This is a genomic window from Enterobacter sp. CP102, assembly GCF_025152625.1.
GTDB classification, from domain to species: domain Bacteria; phylum Pseudomonadota; class Gammaproteobacteria; order Enterobacterales; family Enterobacteriaceae; genus Enterobacter; species Enterobacter soli.
The window spans coordinates 1,132,403-1,157,265 of sequence record NZ_CP104014.1; the positions used below are offsets into that span (position 1 = coordinate 1,132,403).

General features: G+C 52.8%; 24 protein-coding genes and 1 tRNA gene. 12 read left to right on the forward strand and 13 right to left on the reverse strand.

The genetic code is table 11. The features are described 5' to 3' along the window. Window positions 1-34: 34 nt before the first annotated feature. From N1249_RS05295 to ppiB, 3 genes are all read right to left on the reverse strand, one after another. Window positions 35-244, reverse strand: a complete 210-nt coding sequence (locus tag N1249_RS05295) for a YdgH/BhsA/McbA-like domain containing protein (protein WP_014069194.1) — start codon at window positions 242-244, stop codon at window positions 35-37. A gap of 151 nt (window positions 245-395) precedes the next feature. After that, complete coding sequence (gene lpxH, locus N1249_RS05300; RefSeq protein ID WP_259835088.1) at window positions 396-1,118, reverse strand: UDP-2,3-diacylglucosamine diphosphatase; 723 nt, start codon at window positions 1,116-1,118, stop codon at window positions 396-398. A 3-nt stretch (window positions 1,119-1,121) separates the two neighbouring features. Beyond that, window positions 1,122-1,616, reverse strand: coding sequence for a peptidylprolyl isomerase B (gene ppiB, locus N1249_RS05305; RefSeq protein ID WP_014069196.1), 495 nt, complete (start codon window positions 1,614-1,616; stop codon window positions 1,122-1,124). Between the two features lie 174 nt (window positions 1,617-1,790). Here ppiB and cysS point away from each other — a divergent pair, with 174 nt between their 5' ends. Next, on the forward strand, window positions 1,791-3,176 hold the full coding sequence (cysS, locus tag N1249_RS05310) for a cysteine--tRNA ligase (RefSeq protein ID WP_259835090.1): 1,386 nt from the start codon (window positions 1,791-1,793) through the stop codon (window positions 3,174-3,176). A gap of 88 nt (window positions 3,177-3,264) precedes the next feature. On the opposite strand, the gene malI is transcribed toward cysS, so the two are convergent. The 4 genes from malI to folD form a co-directional block, all read right to left on the reverse strand. Beyond that, a complete protein-coding gene (gene malI, locus N1249_RS05315; protein WP_259835093.1) occupies window positions 3,265-4,281 on the reverse strand; it encodes a Mal regulon transcriptional regulator MalI in 1,017 nt (338 codons plus the stop codon). Window positions 4,282-4,367: 86 nt separating this feature from the next. Beyond that, window positions 4,368-5,867 carry a PTS transporter subunit EIIC gene (locus N1249_RS05320; protein ID WP_259835095.1) on the reverse strand — a complete coding sequence of 500 codons (1,500 nt, stop codon included), beginning with the start codon at window positions 5,865-5,867 and terminating at the stop codon, window positions 4,368-4,370. Window positions 5,868-6,151: 284 nt separating this feature from the next. Next, window positions 6,152-6,364 (reverse strand): ribosome-associated protein YbcJ, encoded by a 213-nt coding sequence (gene ybcJ / locus N1249_RS05325; protein WP_045286674.1) that lies wholly within the window; start codon window positions 6,362-6,364, stop codon window positions 6,152-6,154. Between the two features lies 1 nt (window position 6,365). Further along, on the reverse strand, window positions 6,366-7,232 hold the full coding sequence (folD, locus tag N1249_RS05330) for a bifunctional methylenetetrahydrofolate dehydrogenase/methenyltetrahydrofolate cyclohydrolase FolD (protein ID WP_259835098.1): 867 nt from the start codon (window positions 7,230-7,232) through the stop codon (window positions 6,366-6,368). A 309-nt stretch (window positions 7,233-7,541) separates the two neighbouring features. Between folD and fimA the strand changes: the two genes are divergently transcribed. The 6 genes from fimA (at window position 7,542) to sfmF (ending at window position 13,584) form a co-directional block, all read left to right on the forward strand. Further along, window positions 7,542-8,105: a type 1 fimbrial major subunit FimA gene (gene fimA, locus N1249_RS05335; protein WP_259835100.1), complete on the forward strand. Its 564-nt coding sequence runs from the start codon at window positions 7,542-7,544 to the stop codon at window positions 8,103-8,105. Window positions 8,106-8,174: 69 nt separating this feature from the next. Then, complete coding sequence (gene fimI, locus N1249_RS05340) at window positions 8,175-8,720, forward strand: type 1 fimbrial protein subunit FimI (protein WP_259835102.1); 546 nt, start codon at window positions 8,175-8,177, stop codon at window positions 8,718-8,720. A 42-nt stretch (window positions 8,721-8,762) separates the two neighbouring features. Next, the gene (fimC, locus tag N1249_RS05345) at window positions 8,763-9,455 is read left to right on the forward strand and encodes a type 1 fimbria chaperone FimC (RefSeq protein WP_257272744.1); all 693 of its coding nucleotides are present in this window, start codon (window positions 8,763-8,765) and stop codon (window positions 9,453-9,455) included. Window positions 9,456-9,469: 14 nt separating this feature from the next. After that, window positions 9,470-12,037 carry a fimbrial biogenesis usher protein gene (locus N1249_RS05350; RefSeq protein WP_259835105.1) on the forward strand — a complete coding sequence of 856 codons (2,568 nt, stop codon included), beginning with the start codon at window positions 9,470-9,472 and terminating at the stop codon, window positions 12,035-12,037. Between the two features lie 13 nt (window positions 12,038-12,050). Further along, the gene (gene fimH / locus N1249_RS05355) at window positions 12,051-13,055 is read left to right on the forward strand and encodes a type 1 fimbria D-mannose specific adhesin FimH (RefSeq protein ID WP_259835107.1); all 1,005 of its coding nucleotides are present in this window, start codon (window positions 12,051-12,053) and stop codon (window positions 13,053-13,055) included. Window positions 13,056-13,065: 10 nt separating this feature from the next. Continuing rightward, entirely contained in the window at window positions 13,066-13,584 is a 519-nt protein-coding gene (gene sfmF, locus N1249_RS05360; RefSeq protein WP_259835108.1) for a fimbria assembly protein, read from the forward strand. 51 nt (window positions 13,585-13,635) lie between these two features. Here the strand turns inward: sfmF and fimZ are convergent, their stop codons facing one another. The 3 genes from fimZ to N1249_RS05375 form a co-directional block, all read right to left on the reverse strand. Beyond that, window positions 13,636-14,268, reverse strand: a complete 633-nt coding sequence (fimZ, locus tag N1249_RS05365; RefSeq protein ID WP_259835110.1) for a fimbria biosynthesis transcriptional regulator FimZ — start codon at window positions 14,266-14,268, stop codon at window positions 13,636-13,638. Between the two features lie 808 nt (window positions 14,269-15,076). Next, window positions 15,077-15,793 carry a DNA-binding response regulator gene (locus N1249_RS05370; protein WP_259835112.1) on the reverse strand — a complete coding sequence of 239 codons (717 nt, stop codon included), beginning with the start codon at window positions 15,791-15,793 and terminating at the stop codon, window positions 15,077-15,079. Between the two features lie 24 nt (window positions 15,794-15,817). Next, entirely contained in the window at window positions 15,818-16,534 is a 717-nt protein-coding gene (locus tag N1249_RS05375) for an EAL domain-containing protein (protein ID WP_259835114.1), read from the reverse strand. 227 nt (window positions 16,535-16,761) lie between these two features. Between N1249_RS05375 and N1249_RS05380 the strand changes: the two genes are divergently transcribed. The 5 genes from N1249_RS05380 to yahO all read left to right on the forward strand — a co-directional run bounded on the left by N1249_RS05380 (window position 16,762) and on the right by yahO (window position 21,293). Then, a tRNA-Arg gene (locus N1249_RS05380) sits at window positions 16,762-16,838 on the forward strand. Between the two features lie 361 nt (window positions 16,839-17,199). Beyond that, the gene (locus N1249_RS05385) at window positions 17,200-18,216 is read left to right on the forward strand and encodes an iron ABC transporter substrate-binding protein (RefSeq protein WP_259835115.1); all 1,017 of its coding nucleotides are present in this window, start codon (window positions 17,200-17,202) and stop codon (window positions 18,214-18,216) included. A gap of 24 nt (window positions 18,217-18,240) precedes the next feature. Continuing rightward, entirely contained in the window at window positions 18,241-19,815 is a 1,575-nt protein-coding gene (locus N1249_RS05390; RefSeq protein ID WP_259835118.1) for an iron ABC transporter permease, read from the forward strand. Between the two features lies 1 nt (window position 19,816). After that, the gene (locus tag N1249_RS05395) at window positions 19,817-20,854 is read left to right on the forward strand and encodes an ABC transporter ATP-binding protein (RefSeq protein WP_259835119.1); all 1,038 of its coding nucleotides are present in this window, start codon (window positions 19,817-19,819) and stop codon (window positions 20,852-20,854) included. Between the two features lie 163 nt (window positions 20,855-21,017). Next, window positions 21,018-21,293 (forward strand): DUF1471 family periplasmic protein YahO, encoded by a 276-nt coding sequence (gene yahO / locus N1249_RS05400; RefSeq protein WP_014069212.1) that lies wholly within the window; start codon window positions 21,018-21,020, stop codon window positions 21,291-21,293. Between the two features lie 47 nt (window positions 21,294-21,340). Here the strand turns inward: yahO and N1249_RS05405 are convergent, their stop codons facing one another. The 3 genes from N1249_RS05405 to N1249_RS05415 all read right to left on the reverse strand — a co-directional run bounded on the left by N1249_RS05405 (window position 21,341) and on the right by N1249_RS05415 (window position 24,767). Further along, on the reverse strand, window positions 21,341-22,189 hold the full coding sequence (locus tag N1249_RS05405; RefSeq protein ID WP_259835128.1) for an EAL domain-containing protein: 849 nt from the start codon (window positions 22,187-22,189) through the stop codon (window positions 21,341-21,343). A gap of 56 nt (window positions 22,190-22,245) precedes the next feature. Continuing rightward, window positions 22,246-24,183, reverse strand: coding sequence for a methyl-accepting chemotaxis protein (locus N1249_RS05410; RefSeq protein WP_259835130.1), 1,938 nt, complete (start codon window positions 24,181-24,183; stop codon window positions 22,246-22,248). Between the two features lie 143 nt (window positions 24,184-24,326). Further along, window positions 24,327-24,767 carry a transcriptional regulator gene (locus N1249_RS05415; protein ID WP_259835132.1) on the reverse strand — a complete coding sequence of 147 codons (441 nt, stop codon included), beginning with the start codon at window positions 24,765-24,767 and terminating at the stop codon, window positions 24,327-24,329. Window positions 24,768-24,863 lie beyond the last annotated feature (96 nt).

A 24,863-nucleotide genomic window follows, 5' to 3' on the forward strand; every position in this document is an offset into this window, starting at 1 on the left:
GGTCTGTTTACTGGCGGCACGGCAATCAGGGGTCTTATTTAGTCAGTTCCGCAGTCATGTGAACGCGGTTGTTGAACTGTGCGCTGGTGATTTTGTATGACGCACCCTGTTCAGCAGCCTGAGCGGCAATTTTGGCTTCTGCACGGTCAATGGTAGAGGCGGTAGCACTGACGCTCTGAGCGAAAGAACCGAAAGAGATCAGAGAAAGAGCGGCAACTGCAACGAAAGTTTTGATGGATTTCATGGTCGTATTCCTTAAGTGTTTTGTCTGTAGTAGGGCGTGTTGCCCTGATGTGATAAATAATAGACCGACCATGGATTGATTAAAATCGAAACAATTTGCCAACATCATTCAAAAAAATTGAATTCATTTGATCATTTAGTGCGGTGGGGTATCAGAAAGGAAATGCGATCAGCTCCACGCTCTCGGGCGTGACTTTTACCATTGAGCCTTCGCTGTGCCAGGCTCCCAACACGACGCGATGAGCGGGTTCGCTGTTGATGGTAAGCGAATGGACGTCCGGGCGATGGGTATGACCGTGGATCAGCCATTGCACGCGATGTTTTTCCATCACATCGATAACCGCCTGTGGGTTAACGTCCATGATGGTCATGGATTTGCTGCTGTTGGCGGCTTTACTGCCTGCGCGCATTTTCGCAGCGATGCGATTGCGGATAAACAGCGGCAGAGCGAGGAACAGCGTTTGGATCCACGGGGTGTGGACTTTGGCGCGAAATGCCTGGTAGCCGGTATCGTCGGTGCAGAGCGTATCGCCGTGCATGATCAACACCTTACGGCCATACAGGTCGAGCACCTGTTCTTCCGGCAGTAAGGTCATGCCGCTTTCACGGGCATAACGTTTGCCGAGCAGGAAATCACGATTGCCGTGGATGAAGTAGCAGGGGACCCCGGAATCGACCAGCGCTTTAATGGCGGCGGCAATGTCGTGGTGCAGCGGGTTGGGATCGTCGTCGCCAATCCAGGCTTCAAACAGGTCGCCCAGAATGTAAAGCGCATCGGCGTTTTTGGCTTCACCGCGTAAAAAACGCAGAAAACCGGCGGTGATCGCCGGTTCTTCTGTTTGCAGGTGTAAATCTGCAATAAAGAGTGTCGCCACGAATTACTCGCTGACGGTCACGCTTGTAATCACAACGTCTTCTTTAGGAACGTCCTGGTGCATACCGCTGCGGCCAGTAGAAACGCCTTTGATCTTGTCAACAACGTCCATACCTTCAACCACTTCTGCGAATACGCAGTAGCCCCAGCCTTGCAGGCTTTCGCCAGAGAAGTTCAGGAAGTCGTTGTCAGCCACGTTGATGAAGAACTGCGCGGTTGCTGAGTGTGGAGCCTGAGTACGGGCCATTGCCAGCGTACCACGGGTGTTTTTCAGACCGTTGTTTGCTTCGTTTTTGATCGCTTCTTTAGTTTCTTTCTGGTTCATGCCAGGTTCGAAACCGCCGCCCTGGATCATAAAGCCGTTGATCACACGGTGGAAGATGGTGTTGTTGTAGAAACCTTCGCGGCAGTAGTCCAGGAAGTTTTTAACTGTTTCAGGCGCTTTGTCATCAAAAGTCTTGATTACGATATCGCCATGATTAGTGTGGAAAGTAACCATTTTTGCATCCTGTTCCGTTATTGTGGTGCGTCAACCCGTGTTCGGGTCACATATAGGGGCTTGTTATAGCATAACCACAGGATGCGATCACCTTGCATTGTGTGCTGCTTCGGGTTTGAATTACGGGTAGAATACCCGGTTTTCGTCCACACACGTGTTTACATGGAATCTTCGATGTTAAAAATCTTTAATACAATGACGCGCCAAAAAGAGGAATTTAAACCTATCCATGCCGGGGAAGTCGGCATGTACGTGTGTGGTATTACGGTTTACGATCTCTGTCATATCGGTCATGGCCGCACCTTTGTTGCTTTTGACGTGGTTTCTCGTTACCTGCGTTTTCTGGGCTACAACCTGAAGTATGTGCGTAACATCACCGACATCGACGACAAAATCATTAAACGCGCTAATGAAAACGGTGAGAGCTTTGTCGCGCTGGTGGATCGCATGATCGTTGAAATGCACAAAGACTTTGATGCATTAAATATTCAGCGCCCGGACAGCGAGCCGCGTGCGACCCACCATATTCATGAAATTATCGATATCACTGAGAAGCTGATCGAACGTGGTCACGCCTATGTGGCGGATAACGGCGACGTGATGTTCTCTGTGCCGACCGATCCGGCATACGGCAAATTGTCCCGTCAGGATCTGGATCAGTTGCAGGCCGGCGCGCGCGTTGACGTTGTTGACGTGAAGCGTAACCCGATGGACTTTGTCCTGTGGAAGATGTCCAAAGAGGGCGAACCAAGCTGGCCATCCCCGTGGGGTGAAGGCCGTCCGGGCTGGCACATCGAGTGTTCAGCGATGAACTGCAAACAGCTGGGCAAACATTTCGACATTCACGGTGGCGGCTCTGACCTGATGTTCCCGCACCACGAAAACGAAATCGCGCAGTCTACCTGTGCGCACGGCGGTGAGTACGTTAACTACTGGATGCACTCCGGAATGGTGATGGTTGACCGCGAGAAGATGTCGAAATCGCTCGGCAACTTCTTCACCGTGCGTGACGTACTGAAGTATTACGATGCGGAAACCGTGCGTTACTTCCTGATGTCCGGCCACTATCGCAGCCAGCTGAACTACAGCGAAGAGAACCTGAAACAGGCGCGTTCTGCGCTGGAGCGCCTGTACACCGCGCTGCGCGGTACCGACAAATCGGTAGCAGCAGCCGGTGGCGAAGCCTTTGAAGCGCGCTTTGTTGAGGTGATGAACGACGACTTCAACACCCCGGAAGCCTACTCCGTGCTGTTTGATATGGCGCGTGAAGTGAACCGCCTGAAATCAGAAGATATGGCAGCGGCCAATGCGTTGGCATCCCATCTGCGTAAGCTTTCTTCAGTGCTTGGCCTGCTGGAGCAGGAGCCGGATGTGTTCCTGCAAAGCGGCGCGCAGGCGGACAATGGCGAAGTGGCAGAGATTGAAGCCTTGATCAAAGCACGTCTGGAAGCGCGTCAGGCGAAAGACTGGGCGGCGGCAGATGCGGCGCGTAACCGTCTGACCGAGATGGGTATCATTCTGGAAGATGGCGCGCAGGGTACCACCTGGCGTCGTAAGTAAGTCTGTAACGCCCGGTCGCGCTGACGCTTACCGGGCCTACAACATCGTGACCGTAGGCCGGGTAAGGCGTAGCCGCCACCCGGCTTTTTTACGCCGATTCCCTTGCAATAAGTTGCCCGGAAAGGGTGATCCTCTGGGTTTGCAGTTCCGGCTCTTTCAGCTTGCGGATAATCAGCCCGGCGGCCTGACGCCCGGTTTCCTCGCTGGCTGACGACACGTAAGTGAACGACGGCGAGGTGAGATTGACGTGCAGCATATCCTCAAAACCCACCAGCGCGACCTGCTGGGTTAAAAACACATCTTTCCCGACGGTGCGGCCAACATGATGAATGCCTGAAATCGAGCCGATCATGGCATCGGGCGAGTGGCAGAGCAGGGCGGTAATGGTGTTGTTCTTCTCAAGAAGCTGGCGGGTGACAAAACTGGCCGCCTGGGTGTCGTCGCTACAGGCGGGAGCGGACTCCTCACGATTCACCAGGCCGTACTGGGCCATGGCGCTGCGAAATCCCAGCAAACGCTGCTCCCGGATAAGGCAACCTTCACGCCCGCCAATATAGGCAATATTGCGATGTCCGCGCTCGATCAGATAGCGTGTGGCGAGGTTAGCCGCCTGGCGGTTATCACGCATCACCAGATTGCAGGGCTCATTCAACAGCGACTGGGACACCACAACCAGCGGTAGCGGGCAATCACGGATCTGAGGGGGTAATGTCGAGGTGCGAGTATCCGACGCCAGATAAATTACACCGGCAACGCCCTGTTGTTTAAACGAAAGCAGGCAGCGCTCCAGATGTTCATGATCGTTGAGCGGCTGGCCAAGAAAAACCATGTATCCCTGTTTTTCCAGCTCCTGAACAATGCTCGCCATCACTTTGATGGAAAAACTGTCGCTGAAATCGCGCAGGATCAGGCCAATAAGGTTGGAAGTGTTAGCGCGAAGATTGGCTGCGGCCGTGTTGTGCACATAGCCAAGCGTATTGATGGCAGCGTGGACTTTCTCAATGGTGGCTTCTGAGATTTTGCCTTTCTGGCGCAATACCAGAGAAACGGTCGAAACCGAGACACCGGCCTGTTTTGCGACATCAATGATGCTGACTTTCTTCAAAACCGCTCCCTGAAATTTACCGATTATCAGCCAGATACAACAATGCGTCTCCCAGACTACAGGAGACGCGTCGTGCAGGCATCTTATTATTTGCCGATCATCGTGGACATGGTCTGGGCAATAAACTGTGCTCTGGCACCGAAAATCACCTGAATACCGTTATCGCCGACGAAGACGACGCCGCGAGCCCCCAGTCCGTTAAGGCCGTCTTTATCCACGTCATCACTTTTTGACACTTCCAGACGCAGACGGGTAATGCAGGAGCCGACGGAGTTGATGTTCTGCGCACCACCCAGCAGGCTGATGATTTCCGTTGCCAGTTCGGTGTCGGTTTTATCGTCCGCGTTGGCGGTCACTTCGGTACGGCCTGGCGTTTTCACGTCGAAACGACGGATAACAAAGCGGAACGTGAAGTAGTAAATCAGCGCCATTGGAATGCCAATGATGATGGCGTTCAGGAAGTTGGTCTGATAGCCGTTAAACGATGGCAGGATCCCGAACGACAGGTAATCGATAAAGCCCGCAGAGAAGGACTTGGCGATATGCGCATGTAACAGGTACATCGTCATATAGGCCAGACCCGCCATGATGGCGTTAAAGACATACAGAATCGGTGCCACGAAGATAAAGGTGAATTCAACCGGCTCGGTGATCCCTGTCAGGAAGCAGGTGAGCGCCGCAGAGAACAGAATACCGGCAGCGATTTTTTTATTTTTGGTATGAGCTTCATGATACATCGCCAGACATGCCGCAGGCAGTGCGAACAGCATCAGCGGGAATTCACCCTGCATGAATTTACCGGCGTTCTGGTAAGTGTTGCTGCTGAAGGATTTCACCCCTTCTTCCAGCATCTTGAACCAGATGGTCTGGTCGCCGTGGATAACCTGACCCGCCTGGGTGGTGTAATCCCCGAACGAGTACCAGAAGGACGGATACCAGATGTGGTGCAGGCCGAGCGGGATCAGCGCGCGTTCCACCAGACCAAAGATAAAGGTCGAGGCCGCCTGATTATCGCCGTTCACGACAACCGAGAGCGCATCAATACCGGACTGAATATGTTGCCAGACATACGGCAGCAGCAGGCCCATCAGGAATGAGAGGAACGCCGTTGCAATCGCCACGAAGCGCTTACCGGAGAAGAAGCCCAGGAATTCCGGCAGCTGCATGGTGTGGAAGCGGTTATAGCACCATGCCGCGAGAATACCGCAGATCAGGCCGCCGAAGACGCCCATCTGCAGCGTCGGGATGCCGACGACCATGGCGTACTTACCGCCCTGGGAGGCCATTTCCGGCGTGATGCTCAGTACGGTGCTGATGGTAATATTGGTGACAAACACAGATACCGCCGCAGACAGCGCCGCAATACCGGATTCCGATGCCAGACCGACGGCAGAGCCAATGGCAAACAGCATCGGCAGGTTATCAAAGATAACTCCGCCCGCGTTCATCATCAGCGGTAGATGAAACTTATCCCCGAAGGCCAGCAGCAGGCCCGCAGCGGGAAGCAGTGAAATTGGCAGCATTAAGGCGCGACCAATCATCGATAACTTAGACAGCGATTTAACAAACCCTGATATCAGACCCATGCTGATCTTCCCCCGAGTAGCGCTTTTTTTAGCGCTGTTATTGTAAGTAGAACGTTTTAGTAGAACGTTCTACTTATCGTGGGCAAAGAGTGAAAAACGCGCAACCGAATTTTTACTTTTCAACAGATGAAATAGTGATTATTTGAAGTTGATCGATAAATAACCGCGATGGGTGTGAGGGGATTGTAAGAGAAATTGCCGGGTGGCGGCTGCGCCTTACCCGGCCTACAAACGGAGACTGCACGTAGGCCCGGTAAGCGTAGCGCCACCGGGCATTAAACGGCTCAGGCCGTAACGGTAACGCTCTGACCTTCAAAACTCACGGTCTGGCCCGCGACAATTTTGCAGCGCTTGCGGGTTTCCACCGCGCCGTCCACTAACACCAGCCCGTCGGCAATGGCGATTTTGGCCTGTGCGCCGCTTTCGCTCCAGCCTTCCAGCTTGAGTAGATCGCACAGCTCAACGTGCGGGTGTTTACCTAATGAAAATGTGGCCATCTTACGCTTCCTTTACGTCGTGATACTCAACGCACGCCTGCAATGTATTCTGAATCAGTGTGGCAACGGTCATCGGGCCTACGCCGCCCGGTACCGGAGTAATGTAAGACGCGCGCGCTGCGGCATCTTCATAAACCACATCGCCCACCACTTTGCCGCTTTCCAGACGGTTAATGCCCACGTCCACGACAATTGCGCCTTCTTTGATCCACTCGCCAGGAATAAAGCCCGGCTTACCAACTGCCACGATCAGCAGGTCAGCGTTCTCAACGTGGTGACGCAGGTTTTTGGTGAAGCGGTGGGTGACGGTGGTGGTGCAACCCGCCAGCAGCAGCTCCATGCTCATCGGACGGCCAACGATGTTGGATGCGCCAATCACCACGGCATTCAGGCCGTAGGTGTCGATGTTGTAACGCTCCAGCAGCGTCACGATTCCGCGCGGCGTGCACGGACGCAGACGCGGCGCACGCTGGCACAGGCGGCCGACGTTATACGGATGGAAACCGTCGACGTCTTTGTCTGGTGCGATACGCTCCAGCACTTTTACGTTGTCGATGCCCGCAGGTAACGGCAGCTGTACCAGAATGCCGTCAATTTCTTTATCGGCGTTCAGGGTGTCAATCAGCTCAAGCAGTTCTGCTTCGCTGGTGGTTTCTGGCAGATCGTAAGAGCGGGAAACAAAGCCCACTTCATCACATGCCTTACGTTTGCTGCCGACATAAATCTGCGATGCCGGGTTGCTGCCAACCAGCACAACAGCCAGCCCAGGGGCGCGAAGTCCGGCCGCTTTACGCGCCTTCACTTTTTCCGCAACCTCAGAGCGCACCTGCTGCGCAATCGTTTTACCGTCAATAATCTTTGCTGCCATCAGAGAGAAGATTCCGTCTGTAACGTTTGAAAGGGGGATTGCCTATATTTTGTCAGAAGCGAGCGCCGCTGTCAGTCACCCTTTGCGAGATTTCCTTCACGGCCTCAAAACCCCTGATTAACGCATGGTCAATTTCTTAGGGTGGTTTAGGATGTGGCCTGGTTAAATCGCAGCGTTTTGACATATTTTAAAATACATTCATAAGCTACTTTGTTCCCTCTGAAATAATCATTCAATTTAACCAATTGATTGTGATTTTTATTCCCGATATTCGCGGGAAGGGTATTTTACATATTTAAAGGAATAGCTATGAAACTCAGCAATATTGCATCTACCGTTATTGCTACACTGGCGCTGGTTGCCGGTGCCGCTCATGCGGAAGATACCACGACACCTGTTTCCGTTAATGGCGGTACCGTTCATTTTAAAGGTGAATTAGTGAATGCGGCCTGTTCAGTTAATACTGAATCTTCCGAACAGACGGTTAATCTTGGTCAATATCGCACGGCGAAATTCACTAAAATTGGTGACACCACCTCAAATATTCCCTTCAACATCGTTCTGAATGATTGCGATCCGCTGGTGGCGAAAACCGCGGCCGTTGCGTTCACAGGGCCACTGGATGCCACAGACAAAACCCTGCTGGCAGTCACTTCCGGGAACAACGACAACTCTGCTAAAGGCGTGGGTATCGAGATCCTCGACAGCAAATCTACCACCCTGACGCCAGACGGCGCGACCTTCTCTGCGGCGCAGAGCCTGATTGAAGGGACTAACACCCTGAGCTTCACTGCACGCTATAAAGCCACCGCAGCCGTCACCGAGCCAGGTCAGGCAAATGCGGATGCAACGTTCGTGATGAAATACGAATAAGTCTGTTTAACAGGGAGGTTTACGGCCTTACGGATGAGGCCCGTCATACGCTAAAGCCGGGAACGAAGGATGACTTGGACTGGGATACTGTTGCTGCTGGCCTGCTCTGTCGCGCCGTCAGTGATGGCACATACCGTGGTAGTGGATGGCGGACGCGTTCACCTCAACGGTGAGCTGGTTAATGGTGGCTGCGCCGTTGCGCCCGACAGCCAGAATATGCGTATCGACATGGGACAGTACCGCACTAACGCGTTTTCCGGCGTGGGAAGTTTTTCAACGGTGAACATCCCTTTCACCGTGCGATTGCTGGACTGTCGCGTGGATGTCTCGCGCGTGGTGGCTATTCAGTTTCAGGGGGTAACGCCCACTGAAGATCCGCAGGTTTTTCTGGCAACCTCCCGCCCCGGAGAGACGCCCGTCAGCAGCGGTGTAGGGCTGGCACTTTTTGACGAACAACAGCGCCAGATTATCCCTAATGAAACGACCGTCAGCCGGTTAACGATAGATACCCGCGAGCTGGCTTTTCATTTCAGCGCCCGTTATCGGGCTATTTCCGAACACCTTGTACCAGGCCGTATTCAGTCGGATGTCTGGTTCACGTTGATTTATCCCTGACGCGCCTGCACCTGCGAACAAATAACGAAAGGTATTGTTGTGATGAACACCCTATTTAAACCAGGACTGATTATTTCACTTATTTTGCTGCTGGTGTCGACATCCGCAAATGCCTCCGGTGGTATCGCTCTGGGGGCCACGCGCGTTATTTATCCGGCAGAGGCGAAACAAACGTCGCTTGCAATAACCAACAGTAATAAACAAGAGCGATATTTAATTAACGCGTGGATTGAAAATGCCAGCGGACAAAAAGAGAAAACGTTCGCCGTTACGCCGCCGCTGTTTGTCAGCGAGCCGGACAGCGAAAACACGCTGCGAATTATTTACGCCGGGCCAGCACTGCCTGCTGACCGCGAATCGCTGTTTTACATGAACGTGAAGGCTATCCCGTCGGTGAATAAATCCCATCTGGAAGGCAACAACGTCCTGCAACTGGCTATTTTATCGCGCATCAAGCTGTTTGTGCGGCCTAAAAACCTGGCGATGCCGCCGGAAGAGGCGCTTTCGCAGCTCCGTTTTGAGCGTATCGGCAATCAGCTCAGGGTGAGTAATGCCTCACCTTATTACGTCACGCTGGTCAATTTATCTCTCGGCGGGAAGAGCCTGGAAAATCTGATGATTGCCCCGAAAAACACGGCGCAGCAGGCGCTTCCGGCGGCGGCTGGCGGTGTCCTTTCCTGGCAGAGCGTAAATGATTATGGCGCCATTACGCCGGCGCGTAGCGTTAAGCTGTGAGCAGAGTCAGGGCGATGAAGACTTATCAATGGCGTGCCTGTCCGGTGGCTCTGGCGCTGATGGCCGCACTCTGGCCGCAAAGCGGCTTCAGCGAAAGCTACTTTAATCCGGCGTTTTTGTCTGATGACAGCGCAGGCGTGGCGGATTTGTCGCGTTTTGAGAAAGGCCATCAGCAAGCCCCTGGCGTCTATCGCGTGGATATCTGGCGCAACGACGAATTTATCGGCACTCAGGATGTACGCTTTGAGAAAGCAACCGGGAATCCGCCGCCGGTGGCGGGCGGGCTTTCGGCTTGTGTCACTCGCGCCATGCTTGACCGTTTTGGCGTCAACATTGCCGCCTTCCCTGAACTGGCGGACGTGCAGGGCGATGCCTGTGCGCCGCTGACCACAGCGCTACCTGGCAGCGAAGTCGTTTTTAACTTTGCCTCTTTGCGGCTTAACGTCAGCCTGCCGCAGGTGGCGATGCAGAACAGCGTACGGGGCTACATTCCCCCTGAACAGTGGGATGACGGGATCCCCGCTGCGCTGCTCAACTACAGTTTTACCGGCAACCGGGGCAGCGACGACGACAGTTATTATCTGAATCTGCAAAGCGGGCTGAACTACGGTGCCTGGCGTCTGCGCAACAACGGCGCGTGGCGCTATTCGCAAAACAACGGCGAGCGGCACAGCAACTGGGAAAATATTGGCACCTGGGCACAGCGCAGCATTATTCCCCTTAAAAGCGAGCTGGTGCTGGGTGACAGCAATACCGGTAACGACGTGTTTGATAGCATCGGTTTTCGCGGCGGGCGGCTCTACTCTTCTGACAGCATGTACCCGGACAGCCTTCAGGGCTACGCGCCCACAGTGCGCGGTATCGCCCGTACGCCTGCGAAAGTGGTTATTCGCCAGAACGGGTATGTGATTTACCAGAGCTATGTCCAGCCCGGTGCTTTTGCGATAAACGATCTGAACCCCACTTCCTCCAGCGGTGACCTGGAAGTCACTGTAGAAGAAAAAGACGGTAGCCAGCAGCGCTACACGGTGCCGTATTCCACCGTGCCACAGCTTCAGCGTGAAGGGCGCTGGAAGTATGACCTGGTGGCGGGGGACTACCGCAGCGGGAACAGCGAGCAGGATACGCCATTCTTCACTCAGGGGACGTTAATTGCCGGTCTTGCCGATGGTTACACGCTTTACGGCGGTACGCAGCTGGCATCACGTTACACGGCGCTGGCCATCGGTGCCGGGAAAAACCTCGGTGACTGGGGGGCGATATCGCTCGACCTGACCCACGCCCGCAGCCAGCTTGCTGATGACAGCCGCCACGAAGGTCAGTCGCTACGCTTCCTCTACGCGAAATCCCTGAACGGATTTGGCACCAACTTTCAGTTGCTCGGTTACCGCTACTCCACAAAAGGGTTTTACACCCTGGATGATGTGGCCTGGCGCTCGATGGAAGGCTATCAATACGGCGACAGCCAGGACGATGACGGCGTGGCGGACGTGCAGAGCTATCACAATCTGACGTGGAATAAAAAAGGGCGCTTCCAGCTCAATATCTCCCAGTCGCTGGGGGATTACGGATCGCTGTATGTCTCTGGCAGCCAGCAAAGCTACTGGGGAACCAGTGAATCAAACGTCTGGTATCAGCTTGGCTACGCGGGCGGCATTCAGGGCATCAGCTATTCCGTCTCCTGGTCGTGGAATAAAGCCGTGGGGATCGACGGCACAGACCGGATCGCCTCGTTTAACGTCTCGGTTCCTTTCAGCCTGTTCACGCGCCACGATTATCGACGTGATAACGCCATTGACCGGGCTTATGCCACGGCGTCAGCCAGCCGGAATAACGACGGTGACAGCAGCTGGCAAACCGGGATCAGCGGCACCTTGCTTGAAGACCGTAATCTGAACTACAGCGTGACCCAGGGGCATACCAGCAATAACGGCGCCAGCGGAAGTGCCAGCGCCAACTGGCAGGCGACCTACGGCACCCTGGGTGTGGGCTACAACTACGCGCGCGATCAACATGATCTCAACTGGCAGTTTTCTGGCGGCATCGTCGGCCACGAAAATGGCGTGACCTTCAGCCAACCGCTGGGGGATACCAACGTTCTGATCAAAGCGCCGGGAGCATCAGGAGTGAGCGTGGAAAACCAGACTGGAGTGAAAACCGACTGGCGCGGCTACGCGGTGATGCCGTATGCCACGGTCTACCGCTATAACCGTGTGGCGCTGGATACCAACACCATGAGCAACAATACCGATATCGAAAACAACGTGAGCAGCGTAGTGCCGACAAGAGGCGCGCTGGTCCGTGCCAGCTTTGATGCCCGGATCGGCGTACGCGCGTTACTGACCGTCAGACGCGGCGATCAACCCGTGCCGTTCGGTGCTGTAGTGCGTGAAACCCAAAGCGGCGTTACCAGCATGGTGGGGGATGACGGGCAGATTTACCTCAGCGGATTACCGCTGGAAGGGGATCTGTTGATCCAGTGGGGCGACGGGATGCAGTCCCGGTGTCGCGCGCACTACCGCTTACCACCTGATAGCCAGAACCAGGCCATTACCATGGCGGGGGCAAGCTGTGATCGATAACAGGAACTCAATAATGAAATTTCCCCACACGCTATTGGGCGCGGTACTGCTGTGTGGCGCGCTGCCTGCGTGGGCAACGGTGTGTCAGAATGCCGACGGTGTTGCGAAGGACATCTCTTACGATCTCTCAAACGTCTTTGACAGCTCTAACAACAAGCCCGGGCAGATTGTCACCCTGGCGCAAAAATCCGGGCTGGTCGGGGTGAACGCTATCTGCCCGAAGGGCACTTCCGGCAAATCGACCATGCGCAGTTACGTCACGGACCTGCCCATCACCACCGAGATAGACAGCTACAAATATGTGAAGCTGAATGACTATCTGGATGGCGCGATGCAGATCCACGACGATTACGCCGGGACGTTTTATCCGCCAGCGAACTACATCCAGATGGGTCAGCACCCTAATGTGCCAAACAACAAAGCCTTTCCGGTCACGGATTCGAAGCTGGTGTTTCGCCTCAGGGTGACGCGCCGGTTTATCAATATGGTGGTGATCCCGCAGCAGACCATGTTCAGGGTCTATGTCACCACCACATCGTCAGACCCGCTCAGCACGCCGGTTTACACCATCAGCTACAGCGGGACGATCCAGGTGCCGCAAAGCTGCGAAATTAATGCCGGCAAAGTAGTGGAATTTGATTTTGGTGAAATTGGTGCATCGCTGTTTAGCCAGGCCGGAGCCGGAAATCGCCCGGACAAGGTTTCGCCACAGACAAAAACGATCGCCATCAAATGCACCAATGTGGAAGCCAATGCTTACCTGTCCATGCGTATTGAAGCTGAGCAAACCTCTGGCAATGCGCTGGTTTCCGATAATCCTGATTTGGGGTTTGTCATTGCGACAAAAAACGGCACCCCGCTAACGCCCAACAACCTGACCAGTAAAATTCCATTCCGTCTGGATGACAGCGCGCAGGCGCAGGTGGGGATCAGAGCCTGGCCGGTCAGTATCACGGGCAACAAACCCGCCGAAGGGCGTTTTACCTCTCGCGGGTATTTGCGCGTGGATTATGAATAAAGGAGGCGTAATGCGACGCTGGAGTAAAGCACTGCTGCTGGTAGCGCTGGTTCACGCGAACGCCCATGCCACCACGGCACTGGGGGAAATCAACATTGAGCTGTATGGCAATATTGTGGATTTCACCTGTGTCGCGGAAGGCAGCGACAGCGACAAAATCGTGACGCTGGGCACCTGGCCGACAAAACAACTCAGCACCACCGGGAGCCGGACGCAGCCGGTGCCCTTTACGCTGAAGCTGACCGGATGCCCGCCCGGCGCGGCATCGATAACCTTTTCAGGAAAAGAGGACGGGAGCGGCAGCGGTTTACTGGCTCTGAATGATTCAAGCCAGGCCAGCAATGTTGCGGTGGAAATCCGCGATCGGGATAAAACACGTCTGGCATTGCAGCAGGCCAGTCAGACGGTGGCGGTAGACGCCCAGGGAAACGCAGAGCTGTCGTTTTATGCCAATTATATTGCCACGGCCGATAACCCGCAGCCCGGCAGGGCAGATGCCGATGCCACCTTTATGATTAATTATAATTGAAACTGACCGCACTCCCTGAAACTCGCATAAGTTGCAGGGAGTGAATTCAGGTTAAAGTAATTCGTGGGCTTTCGCGTAATCAATTAACTCAACAATGCTTTGCACACCCAGCTTAGAATAAATATTGGATTTGTGAGCGCTTATTGTTTTGTTACTGAGCAAGAGCTGCTCGGCGATTTCTTTATTCGATAACCCATTTGCCAGATACCGCAGCACCGTCACTTCCCGGTTTGATAACGGCATGTCTATATCCATTCCTTTGTGTGTTCCCAGGTGATTTATAAAATTGAGTGTTTCTGATGGAAAAAATGAATATCCCGTCAATAACATTTCAACCGCATTATAGATCTCCCCCAGGTCTTTTCGCTTACTGACAAAGCCGTTTGCTCCGGCGCGAATGGCGCGCCCGGCGTAAAACGCCTCTGATTTTGAGGACAGGAAAAGAACTTTAATGTCCTTATTTAAGTTTTTGATTCTCTTGAGTAATGCGAATCCGTCAGTCCCGGTCAGTTCGATGTCCAGGATCACCAGATCAATCGCATGGTTGCGTATACAATCAAGAACTTCATGGCTGTCACCTGACTTGAGCTTAACCACGATATTTTTATTTTTCTGTAGCAGGACTTCTATCGACATTCTGACAATAGGGTGTTCGTCCATAATGATAACGGATGCCGGTTTCATTTTATATGCCTCAGATTGTTAAAAGCGTTGTGCAGGGTTTTGCTAAAACTCTCGGAAAGTCGGAAGGATAATTATGCAGATCCTTATACGGTGGTAATTCCCTGGAAGAGCGAAAGCATCCTTGTTTACGTAGTGATAAATTCAATGCCTCAGCGCGGATTGTTAAATTGGCTGGTGGTGGCAAAAGTGTTTTCTTATTCATATTTGAAACACGTCTTATTATACCGCTTAAGCTTTCTCCGAAAAGCCTGTAAATTATGTTTTGCGTGTTGCGCTATATTATCTTCTGGAAGCCAATATCTATTAATTTAATTTTAGCTGAAATGACCTGATATTTCTTATACAGCAATGCATCATCTTTATGTAATAACAAAAAATGACATATCTCTCTATATGTTGATCGGTTGTTAAAAATTTAAACCCGAAACCCTGAGTCATTTTTCCTGGTGTTAGCGAAGCGATCGCTGACACAGGCCGTGGTGCCGCCAACGGCAGGCGCTGATGCTCTCAAGGAAAATCTTGTGACTGAACAGCAGGATATGCTGCATTTTTGTCTTCCTGGCTGCTGTCTTTCTCACTAATCTGCTTGTTTTTGCATCATTATCATCTTATTAACGGAATCACTATTATTTTAACGCTTGGTTGAAAGGACTGCCTGTTCGGGTTTTTGTGGTATTTCGCGTTGTTGAAGTGGAGAAATTAGGAATAGTTGTAATTTCGACTGTTATGTTAAAAAAATACAGTTAATTGACAATTATCTTAAGTCATTTCCTAAAGGTCTTTAGGAATTAATGGGTTAGTGGATAAGTTAAAACGTGAAGTCAGACAGGTTATTGAGCAGATGCAGCAGTTCCTGGCGATGATTTAAGCCGAGTTTTTTCAGAATGCAGTTCAGGCGATAAATGATCCGGCTGTAAGGCCGATGTTGTATGTCAGCTATTTCCCGCAGTGACAAACCCTGCGACAAATACTGAAGTACGGGCCATTCATTGCGGCAGAACCACTCTTTTTTCATGCTCACCGGCGCAGAGGTGTCCAGCAGGGATTGTTGCATGGCCTTTGCGGTGAGCTGGCGTTCCAGAACGTGAAACGGCCCGGCGGCCCGGCAAAAAAGACGGGTGTCGTAATCATCCGCCCTGATCAGTAAATGAGGTATCAGAAAAGGGGCATAGAGGCTCTGTCTTCTTAGCCTGTCCAGCATATTGATGAGGGTAATGGCCCGGCTTTCGATATCCACAAGCAGCCGGGCAGATGGCCAGTGGACGAGCGCGCTGAACGCCTCTTCCAGCGTCTCACAATCACAGCAGTTACTGAGCGGTGAGTGCCCGTTCAGAATACCGGTGCGAAGGTAGTTATCCTGGGTGACCAGAATAATAAAAGGCGCGTGCGTCTTGCGAGTCTGGTTAATTGACTGGCTCAAAAACTCAAGACGATCGAAAAAGGGGGGAGGATAGGGCGAGTGTGTAAATCCCGGTGAATCACTTCCTGTCCGACGCCGTCTGTAGCGGCGTACTGTCATTCGCATAGCTTCCCTCCTGGCGATGACTGGCTAGTCCTCCGGCCAATACCAGCATGGCCAGTGATAACCCTGGCCTAATCCTGCTCCTGCCTGTAACGCATACACACGATCCCGGTCGTTTTCGATACCTTCGATTAGCACCTGTCCGGCAATTTGCGAACAGAGACTCACCAGCCTGGCTAGCGCAGGTGAGGCGCGTAATCGCCAGAACGCGACTTTATCTATTTTGATGCCGCATAAGGGTAACCGACTGGATAAAAACGGCTGGATAACGGTTTCATCAACGTCGTCCAGCCAGATGCGGTGACCCTGTCTGCTTAGCTGCTGCAAGCGATGGGTAACACACTCACGTTCTTCGGCAGAGAGGCTGAAAAAAGATGCAGGTTCAACAATCTCGATATTGAGTGGCGAACTTTTCAGCTGCATCAGTTGGTTAAACGTTTTGCCTGCCGTTAATACGGTTATCGGCAGATTGATAAAAAGGTTATTACCATTGAGAGCGTTTTTTAACGCGCGGAGCTGCGCTTCAAGCAACATAAGCGACTGAACCGCCGACTGATTGTGAAAAAAATGCTCGCTTTGCTGGTGGGGTGATAACACGCTGAGCACTTCAGCACCTATAGTACGCGAAGTAGAGAGGGCAACTATCGGTTCAAGTTTGATCCCGGTGATATCGCAAGAGATGTGCTGTAAGCGGGGGGATTGCACTGCCACGCCGTCGTCCTGTTGTTTGCCAGTCTTCGCCATAGAGTGACGGAGCCTGGCGCTGGAAAACAGCAGGCGTTACTTAAATGCAGCTAAGCCTTTTCGCAGCAAGCAGAACGAGGACAAATGTTGAAAAAACAGGCGTATTTACAATCGGGTAACGCATATCGACAGAGAAGACCGACAATCATGCCAAAAGGCATTGACTCACCTGCCATTGACCGTATAATTCCACGCGTTTCACCACTGCGAAGTTTACGCTTCCCCGTGCGCCCTTAGCTCAGTTGGATAGAGCAACGGCCTTCTAAGCCGTAGGTCGTAGGTTCGAATCCTACAGGGCGTGCCATTCAGATCCTGTTTTTATCAAAACGTCCGTTTCGCCACCCTTGAACCCTCTTTTTCCTCTGCGTGTCATTTTTGAATAATGCTGTGTATTTCACCTCCGTAAGGTGTAAATTCAATTGCCTGAAATAAATAGAGCGCTAATTAAATAATATATTTTTTCGTCTTAAGGTTTTCCTAATCTTTAATATAGTCGTCTTTTTTTATTGGATTTTTATCATCTTAAATTAGGTCAAACTAATATTTTAGACTTTTACGAAAAAAACATGACTGATAGTAATTATCATTAGCGTTTTTATATGTTTTAATCCGTATCCCGCAAAGCCATTCGTTGTTATTTACTTTGGTCTATTAAGGATATGTTCATGAATTCTCGCGTATTGTCATGCTTCTCGCTTGCATTATTGTCTTCATCGATTTTCCTTTCAACTCAGTCGGTTGCGGCAGAAAACAACGAAGGTATCGTTGTATATAACGCCCAGCATGAAAATCTGGTGAAGTCGTGGGTTGATGGTTTTACTAAAGAAACAGGGATTAAAGTCACTCTGCGTAATGGCGATGACAGCGAGCTGGGTAACCAGCTGGTTCAGGAAGGAAGTGCGTCACCTGCGGATGTCTTCCTGACCGAAAACTCCCCATCAATGGTACTGGTTGATAATGCAAAACTGTTTGCACCATTAGATGCGGCCACATTAAAACAGGTCCCTGCGGAATTTCGTCCTGCGCATGGTCGCTGGATTGGTATTGCGGCGCGTAGCACCGTCTTCGTTTATAACCCGACTAAACTGAGCGAACAGCAGCTGCCTAAGTCGCTGATGGATCTGGCAAAACCTGAGTGGAAAGGCCGCTGGGCTGCTTCCCCGTCTGGTGCTGATTTCCAGGCGATTGTCAGTGCGATGCTGGCGCTGAAAGGCGAACAGGCTACCCTGGACTGGCTGAAAGCGATGAAAGCCAACTTTGTTGCCTACAAAGGCAACAGCACCGTGATGAAAGCGGTCAATGCCGGTCAGATTGATGGCGGCGTGATTTATCATTACTACCGTTTTGTTGATCAGTCCAAAACCGGTGAAAACAGCAAAAATACCCAACTCTACTACTTCAAACACCAGGATCCGGGTGCGTTCGTGAGCCTCTCTGGTGGCGGTGTTCTGGCCTCCAGCAAGCATAAAGAGCAGGCTCAGGCCTTCATTAAGTGGATCACCGGCAAAGAAGGTCAGGAGCAGCTGCGCACTAACAATGCGTTCGAATATGCCGTAGGTGTCAACGCCGCGTCTAACCCGAAACTGGTTCCGCTGAAAGATCTTGATGCACCTAAAGTTGAGCCTTCTACACTCAACAGTAAGAAAGTCATTGAGCTGATGACACAAGCGGGCCTGCTGTGATCCTGAGAGTTAAGTGAAAGCCTTATGTCTGGTTTGAGTCTCGACCTCGGTAAAAGTCCATCCCGCCAGCCGCCCCGCAAGCGGCCGGCGTTGCCGATGGTTGCGTTAGCGGTACTGTTTTCATTAATGGCGCTTCTGCCTTTAGGTTTTATCATTGCCATTGGCTTTGAGACCGGCTGGGAAACCATTAAGGCTCTCGTGTTTCGCCAGCGTGTTGCTGAGCTGCTCAGCAACACGCTGTGGCTGACTGCGTTAGCGGTGCCGCTGTGCATTGTGCTGGGGGTTTCCATCGCCTGGCTGACTGAGCGTACTACGCTTGCGGGCCGTCGGGTCTGGTCAGCGCTTGCCGTTGCGCCGCTGGCAATCCCTGCATTTGTCCAAAGCTATGCCTGGGTGAGTGTCGTGCCCTCTATGCACGGGCTCTCTGCGGGCGTGTTTCTCTCCGTCCTGGCCTACTATCCGTTTATCTACATGCCTGTTGCTGCCGTCCTGCGCCGCCTTGACCCGACGCTTGAGGATGTTGCCTCTTCGCTCGGTACTCCGCCGTGGCGGGTGTTTTTCCGCGTGGTGTTGCCGCAGCTAAAACTGGCGATTTGTGGCGGGGCACTGCTGGTTGCGCTGCATTTACTGGCGGAATATGGCCTGTACGTCATGATCCGCTTCGACACCTTTACGACCGCGATTTACGACCAGTTCCAGTCAACGTTTAGCGGCCCGGCGGCCAATATGCTGGCGGGCGTACTGGCCTTATGCTGCCTGGCGATTTTGCTGCTTGAAGGCGCAACGCGCGGTAAAGCCCGTTATGCCCGTATCGGCTCCGGCGCGGCGCGCGAACAAAAACGCTGGCCGCTGAAACCGGCTGCGGCTCTGATGGGGCAGGCGCTGTTTGTGGTGCTGGTTATTCTGGCCCTGGGTGTCCCGCTGGTGGTGTTATGTCGCTGGATCTGGCTCGGTGGCGTGCAAAACTGGATGAGCGCCGATCTCTGGCTCTCGCTTCGCCAGACGCTGGTACTCGGCGTGGGTGGCGCGCTGCTGACCACCGTCTGCGTTATTCCCATTGCCTGGCTCGGTATTCGCTATCCGCATCGCGTGTTCAGGATGCTGGAAGGGTGCATTTACATCACCAGTTCACTGCCGGGGATCGTAACGGCGCTGGCGCTGGTGACGGTAACAATCCATTACGCGCGGCCGATTTATCAGACAGAAGTCACGCTGTTCCTCGCCTATCTGCTGATGTTTATGCCCCGCGCGCTGATTAACCTGCGGGCCGGGATCGCGCAGGCGCCGGTGGAGCTGGAAAACGTTGCCCGCAGCCTGGGCAGCTCTCCGGCGAAGGCGCTCTGGAGCGTCACCATGCGGCTTGCCGCACCGGGTGCGGCGGCAGGTGCGGCGCTGGTTTTCCTCGGTGTCAGTAACGAACTTACCGCGACGCTGCTGCTCTCCCCGCTGGGAACGCGCACGCTTTCAACCGGCTTCTGGGCGCTGACCAGTGAGATTGATTACGTTGCCGCGGCGCCTTACGCCATGCTGATGATCCTTATCTCACTGCCGCTGACCGGTATCCTTTACATGCAGTCTAAAAAAATCGCAGGGCTTTGATATGCTTGAACTAACGTCGATTTCTAAATCATTTGCCGATGCGCTGGTGCTCGATAACCTGAACCTGACCGTCGCGCCAGGAAGCAGAACGGCGATTGTCGGGCCGTCGGGTTCAGGAAAGACAACGCTGCTGCGTATTCTTGCCGGTTTTGAAACGCCGGATGCCGGGCGTATCGTGATGCAGGGGAAAACGCTGTTTGATGAGGCGAATTTTGTCCCGGCTCATCAGCGTGGGATCGGCTTTGTTCCGCAGGAAGGGGCGCTGTTCCCGCACCTCAATGTGGCAGATAACATTGCCTGGGGGCTGGAAGGCACCCGGCAGGAAAAACGCCAGCATGTTGAGGCGCTGATGGATATGGTGTCGCTGGACAGGCAACTGGCAACGCACTGGCCGCATGAGATTTCCGGTGGCCAGCAGCAGCGCGTTGCGCTTGCGCGTGCTCTGGCACAACGTCCGTCGCTGATGCTGCTGGATGAGCCTTTCTCTGCGCTTGATACCGGGCTTCGTGCCATGACCCGTAAAGCAACGGCGGATCTGCTCGCTGACGCGGGCGTGGCGTCTATTCTTGTGACCCACGATCAGAACGAAGCCCTGTCATTTGCGACCCAGGTGGCGGTGATGCGTTCAGGGCGTTTCACCCAGGTGGGGACACCTTTTGAGGTTTACACCCAACCGGTGGACGAAGAAACCGCGCTGTTCCTGGGCGATGCGCTGGTCCTGCCCGCGCAGCTCAACGCCGGGCGTGCGAAATGCGCCCTGGGTGAAGTCCTGACTGATGATGAAAAGGCAACGGGGCAGGGACGTATGATGTTGCGCCCGGAACAGCTCCGTGTCACCGCGTGCGCGCCGCATGAAAGCCAAATCTCCATTCTTGACGTTGATTTCACCGGGCACTTGTCCACGCTCACGCTGGCACTTGCCGGACAGCAAGCGCCGCTTGTCCTGAAAACGGTGAGCCAGCCGGGGTGGAACCCGGGAACGTCTGTACGTATCGATATTGCCGGTAAAGCCCGTGTTTTTTGCGTTTCGCAGGCCTGAAAGAAATTCTTAATACTCGTTAGTATTTTCCGACAACGGGTTGTTATAAAAGATTTTTTCCAGGCTTGTGGCATTTCCTGATTTTCTCTACCATGCTGATAAAACCTCACCAAGAAAAGTGAGGTTTTACGTGGTTGTTTATTAATCTCAAGGAAAATAGGTTATGAAAAAAACAATTGCTATTTTGATGGGAACGGCGTTTCTGTTTACGACTAATGTCTTTGCTGCTGAACTGATGACTCGCGCTGAGTTTAAAAAAGTCGAGTCTCATTATAAAAAAATCGGTACTGTCTCCACTTCGAATGAAGTCTCGGTTGATGATGCGAAAAAAGAGCTGATTGAGAAAGCGGATAAGAAAGGTGCTGATGTTCTGGTGCTGACGTCAGGCAATACGAATAACAAAATTCATGGCACGGCCAATATTTACAAGAAAAAGTAACACAGTGAACGCCACCCCGGAATGACGGGGTGGCGTTCCGTCCTTTCTCATTGCGCGACATATCCCTGTTGCAGCATCGTCATCCTGACCAGCTCCTCGATTTGCACGGCGCGGGAGAAGTGATACCCCTGCATAAAGTCGATTTTTTTCTCCCGCAGATAGTCAGCCTGGCACTGTGTTTCTACTCCTTCTGCGATGATCCTTAACTGCATTTTATTCGCAAGCTCGATAAGACTATCGACGAGCCGCGTGTCACCATTTTCACTAATCTGGCTGACAAACAGTTTGTCTATCTTGATGAATTCAGGGGCTAGCGCGTGAATATAAGAGAGATTTGAATATCCCGTCCCGAAATCATCCAGCGCCACGGCGATATTGGATTTTCGCAGCGTGGCAAACCACTCGCTTAACTGGGGCGTGAAATGCAGGGGATGCCGTTCAGTGATTTCGATAACCACCTGGACCTGACCTGCATCGAGCTTGTGCAGCAGCTCAACGGTATCAGATTCAAAGCGGGGATCGAGGCAGTTATACGCGCTGAGATTAAGGCAAATATACAGCCCATCAGGGAAAAACTGGACCCGGTGCCGGAGGTCGGTGATGACCTGCTGAATCAGCTGATGCGTTAATAACGCAATCAGGTTGTACTGCTCCGCCAGTGGAATAAAGGTATCAGGAGAGATATGGCCATAAAGCGGATGCTTCCAGCGGGCAAGTACCTCTATCCCGGCAATTTTCCCCGTCTGGCTGTCGAAAAATGGCTGGTAAAACGGCACGATCTGGCGCTGGTTGATGGCCTCCAGCAAGGTTCTTGCCGGGGTATGGGTAAACACGCGGGACAAGAGCGTGCCGATGCCAGAGAACAGTGACGGGGAGTGCTTAGGTAAAAGAGTCATAGCTCGCCTGTTGGTGTAAAGTCGCCAGGACATAGCCTGGCGACGGAGGGAAATGGTCAGAATTTGACCCAGTCATCCTGGTCATTTGCCGTTGGTCTGGTGCTGGACAGCAGGCCAGTCTGGTTTCTTGCACTCACCCGACGCGGTTCAGTGCGGGTACTGGCATCTCTGGATACCCGGAAAATCGACACCACTTTCTCAAGCTGCACGGCCTGATCTTCCAGCGAACTGGCGGCAGCAGAAGACTCTTCCACCAGGGCGGCGTTTTGCTGCGTGGTGGTGTCCATTTCAGCCATGGCCTGCGCAATTTGCGAAATCCCCCGGCTTTGTTCGTCGGTTGCGGCGGCAATCTCGCCCATGATGTCGCGCACCTGGGCGACGGAGGTCTCGATTTTGGTCATCGCGTCGCCCGCGCTTTCAACCAGGTTAAAACCGGTATCAACGTGAACCACGGATTCGTTAATCAGGTTCTCAATCTCTTTTGCAGACTGCGCACTGCGCTGGGCGAGGGTTCGCACCTCGGCGGCAACCACCGCAAAGCCTTTACCCTGATCCCCGGCTCGCGCGGCTTCTACCGCGGCGTTGAGCGCCAGAATGTTGGTCTGGAACGCGATGCTGTTAATGACGGTGGTGATCTCAGAAATACGGTGCGAGCTGCTGCGCACGTTTTTCATGGTATCGATCACTTTACGGGAAATCTGGCTCCCCTGGCTGGCGTTTTGCGAGGCTTCTTCCGCCAGCAGGCGCGCCTGGTTTGCGTTTTCCGCGTTGAGCGCCACGGTAGAGGTCAGCTCCTCCATGCTGGCGGCGGTTTCCACCACCGCGGCAGACTGCTGCTCGGTACGCGCCGAGAGATCCATATTCCCGGCGGCGATTTCCGAGGACGAGCGGGCCACGCTGTCCACGCCGTCGTGGACTTCGTTGATGATTTTCTTCAGATTTTCGTTCATTGCAGAAACTGCCTGCATCAGCAAGCCCGGCTCATCGCTGCGCGTACTGGTCAGCGTGCTGGTCAAATCGCCCTGGGCAATGCTTTCGGCAACGCGCAGCGTTTCGTTCAGCGGACGCGTAATCGAGCGGGTGATACCCAGAGCCAGCAGCATGCCTAATGCAATGCCGATGGCGGCCACAATAACCATTTGTGTCTGAATGTCATCAACGGTCTCAAACACCTTTTGCTGCTGGCTGGAGAAGAGATCCTGAATGGCTTTTGTCAGGAGAAGCGCCTTCCCGGTTAAGGTATCCGACAGCGCGGACTGCTCAGCCCAGACGTTTTTGTAGTTATCCAGCTCGCTGGCGATACGGTTCATATCGGCAATGCCCGCCAGCAGCCAGGCTTTGTGCTCTTCAGATACGGCAGAGAGCAGCTCGCCAGAATCTTTTTTTCCGCTTTCGAGGCGGGTCACGATCCCCTGCTCCAGCGCATCGGTCGGGTGCTGCTTGTACAGTGTGACCTGCGAGTCGATGTCGCTCATGATAAAGGCCACCTGCGATGCAAGCAGGGCCTGCTGAGGCGGCAGCGTGTTGCCGTTGCTCAGTTGAGAAGCAATCACCGAGTTGTCGCACAGATTCTGTGTGCTCAGCTTCTCCTCAATCGCTTTCTTTGCCGTCAGCGCCTTCGTGAACTGCGAAAGCGTGTCAACGTAGCTGTTCACGGCGTTTGCCGTTGCTTCCAGCCTGGTTTTTCCATCCGGGGACCAGCTGTATTTTTCCAGCTCTGCGACCGTTTCCTGCATCCGCTGGGTCGCGGCATTGGTCTGATCCAGGTATTTTTGATCCAGCGTGAACTGATAGTTGGTGCGGTTAAGACGCACGGTGGAGAGCGCGTTGAACAGGTCGGAGGTATGTCCGTTTTTATCGACCTTATCCTGAATATTGTAGAGTCCCAAAAGGCCGGTCGTCAGGATCGCGACAGTGACTAAAAGAACGGTGGCGAAACCGAGGAATAATTTTTTGCTGATTTTTAAATTGATAAAGCGATTTAATATAGTCATGATTTTTTCCAGTGCCGGTAATAACCTACCAACAGTGCTATGAGTGCTACCATAAGCAGAGTGAAAATAGAACGTTATTATTGAGAAATACAAAAAAATGCCCCTCACACTCACGTGGTAAGGGGCGAACACCTGAGTTGACATCACTCACTCAGGGTATCTGTCTTCTCCTCTTTTTTAGCAGAATGAGCCGGGAGTTCACTCATTCTGTAATAAACGGGGATCACATCTGGATAATTAACGATATAACCACGCCCTCTAATATTTTGGATAAAATTCCCTGGCAGGCCCAGCAGGCTTAATTTACTGTTCAAATTATGAAGAACTTGCCACAGGCGCTGTGTCGAAGGGTTGAGGTTGTGTGACTCCCAGATCTCTTCAAACAGTTCTTCTTTGGTTATCGGCGTTGTTCTGCCATTTATCAGCATATAAAGAAAAAGCCTTAGCATCGTTTCGTTAAAATAGATCGACGCAAATGCAATACTTTTATCAGCGTGGCTTCCCGACAGTCGGTAAAGCCTGCGGTTCGCAATATCGAAATGAATTTCATCACCGATCATAAATCCATACAGACGATAGCCCATCTCTTAATACCTGCATTAATTTTTGACTGAAATGTACCCCGATATATAAGACTGGTGATAATCCATACTCTTTGTATGGGGGATTATATGGCTGCT

Coding starts and splice junctions, on each gene's coding strand:
- N1249_RS05295 (WP_014069194.1), bottom strand. CDS start 244: ATGAAATCCATCAAAACTTTCGTTGCAGTTGCCGCTCTTTCTCTGATC.
- yahO (WP_014069212.1), top strand. CDS start 21,018: ATGAAAAAAACAATTGCTATTTTGATGGGAACGGCGTTTCTGTTTACG.
- N1249_RS05370 (WP_259835112.1), bottom strand. CDS start 15,793: ATGCGAATGACAGTACGCCGCTACAGACGGCGTCGGACAGGAAGTGAT.
- fimI (WP_259835102.1), top strand. CDS start 8,175: ATGACTTGGACTGGGATACTGTTGCTGCTGGCCTGCTCTGTCGCGCCG.
- N1249_RS05410 (WP_259835130.1), bottom strand. CDS start 24,183: ATGACTATATTAAATCGCTTTATCAATTTAAAAATCAGCAAAAAATTA.
- fimA (WP_259835100.1), top strand. CDS start 7,542: ATGAAACTCAGCAATATTGCATCTACCGTTATTGCTACACTGGCGCTG.
- N1249_RS05415 (WP_259835132.1), bottom strand. CDS start 24,767: ATGGGCTATCGTCTGTATGGATTTATGATCGGTGATGAAATTCATTTC.
- N1249_RS05405 (WP_259835128.1), bottom strand. CDS start 22,189: ATGACTCTTTTACCTAAGCACTCCCCGTCACTGTTCTCTGGCATCGGC.
- folD (WP_259835098.1), bottom strand. CDS start 7,232: ATGGCAGCAAAGATTATTGACGGTAAAACGATTGCGCAGCAGGTGCGC.
- N1249_RS05350 (WP_259835105.1), top strand. CDS start 9,470: ATGAAGACTTATCAATGGCGTGCCTGTCCGGTGGCTCTGGCGCTGATG.
- fimZ (WP_259835110.1), bottom strand. CDS start 14,268: ATGAAACCGGCATCCGTTATCATTATGGACGAACACCCTATTGTCAGA.
- ybcJ (WP_045286674.1), bottom strand. CDS start 6,364: ATGGCCACATTTTCATTAGGTAAACACCCGCACGTTGAGCTGTGCGAT.
- N1249_RS05320 (WP_259835095.1), bottom strand. CDS start 5,867: ATGGGTCTGATATCAGGGTTTGTTAAATCGCTGTCTAAGTTATCGATG.
- N1249_RS05375 (WP_259835114.1), bottom strand. CDS start 16,534: ATGGCGAAGACTGGCAAACAACAGGACGACGGCGTGGCAGTGCAATCC.
- fimH (WP_259835107.1), top strand. CDS start 12,051: ATGAAATTTCCCCACACGCTATTGGGCGCGGTACTGCTGTGTGGCGCG.
- cysS (WP_259835090.1), top strand. CDS start 1,791: ATGTTAAAAATCTTTAATACAATGACGCGCCAAAAAGAGGAATTTAAA.
- N1249_RS05395 (WP_259835119.1), top strand. CDS start 19,817: ATGCTTGAACTAACGTCGATTTCTAAATCATTTGCCGATGCGCTGGTG.
- fimC (WP_257272744.1), top strand. CDS start 8,763: ATGAACACCCTATTTAAACCAGGACTGATTATTTCACTTATTTTGCTG.
- ppiB (WP_014069196.1), bottom strand. CDS start 1,616: ATGGTTACTTTCCACACTAATCATGGCGATATCGTAATCAAGACTTTT.
- N1249_RS05385 (WP_259835115.1), top strand. CDS start 17,200: ATGAATTCTCGCGTATTGTCATGCTTCTCGCTTGCATTATTGTCTTCA.
- N1249_RS05390 (WP_259835118.1), top strand. CDS start 18,241: ATGTCTGGTTTGAGTCTCGACCTCGGTAAAAGTCCATCCCGCCAGCCG.
- sfmF (WP_259835108.1), top strand. CDS start 13,066: ATGCGACGCTGGAGTAAAGCACTGCTGCTGGTAGCGCTGGTTCACGCG.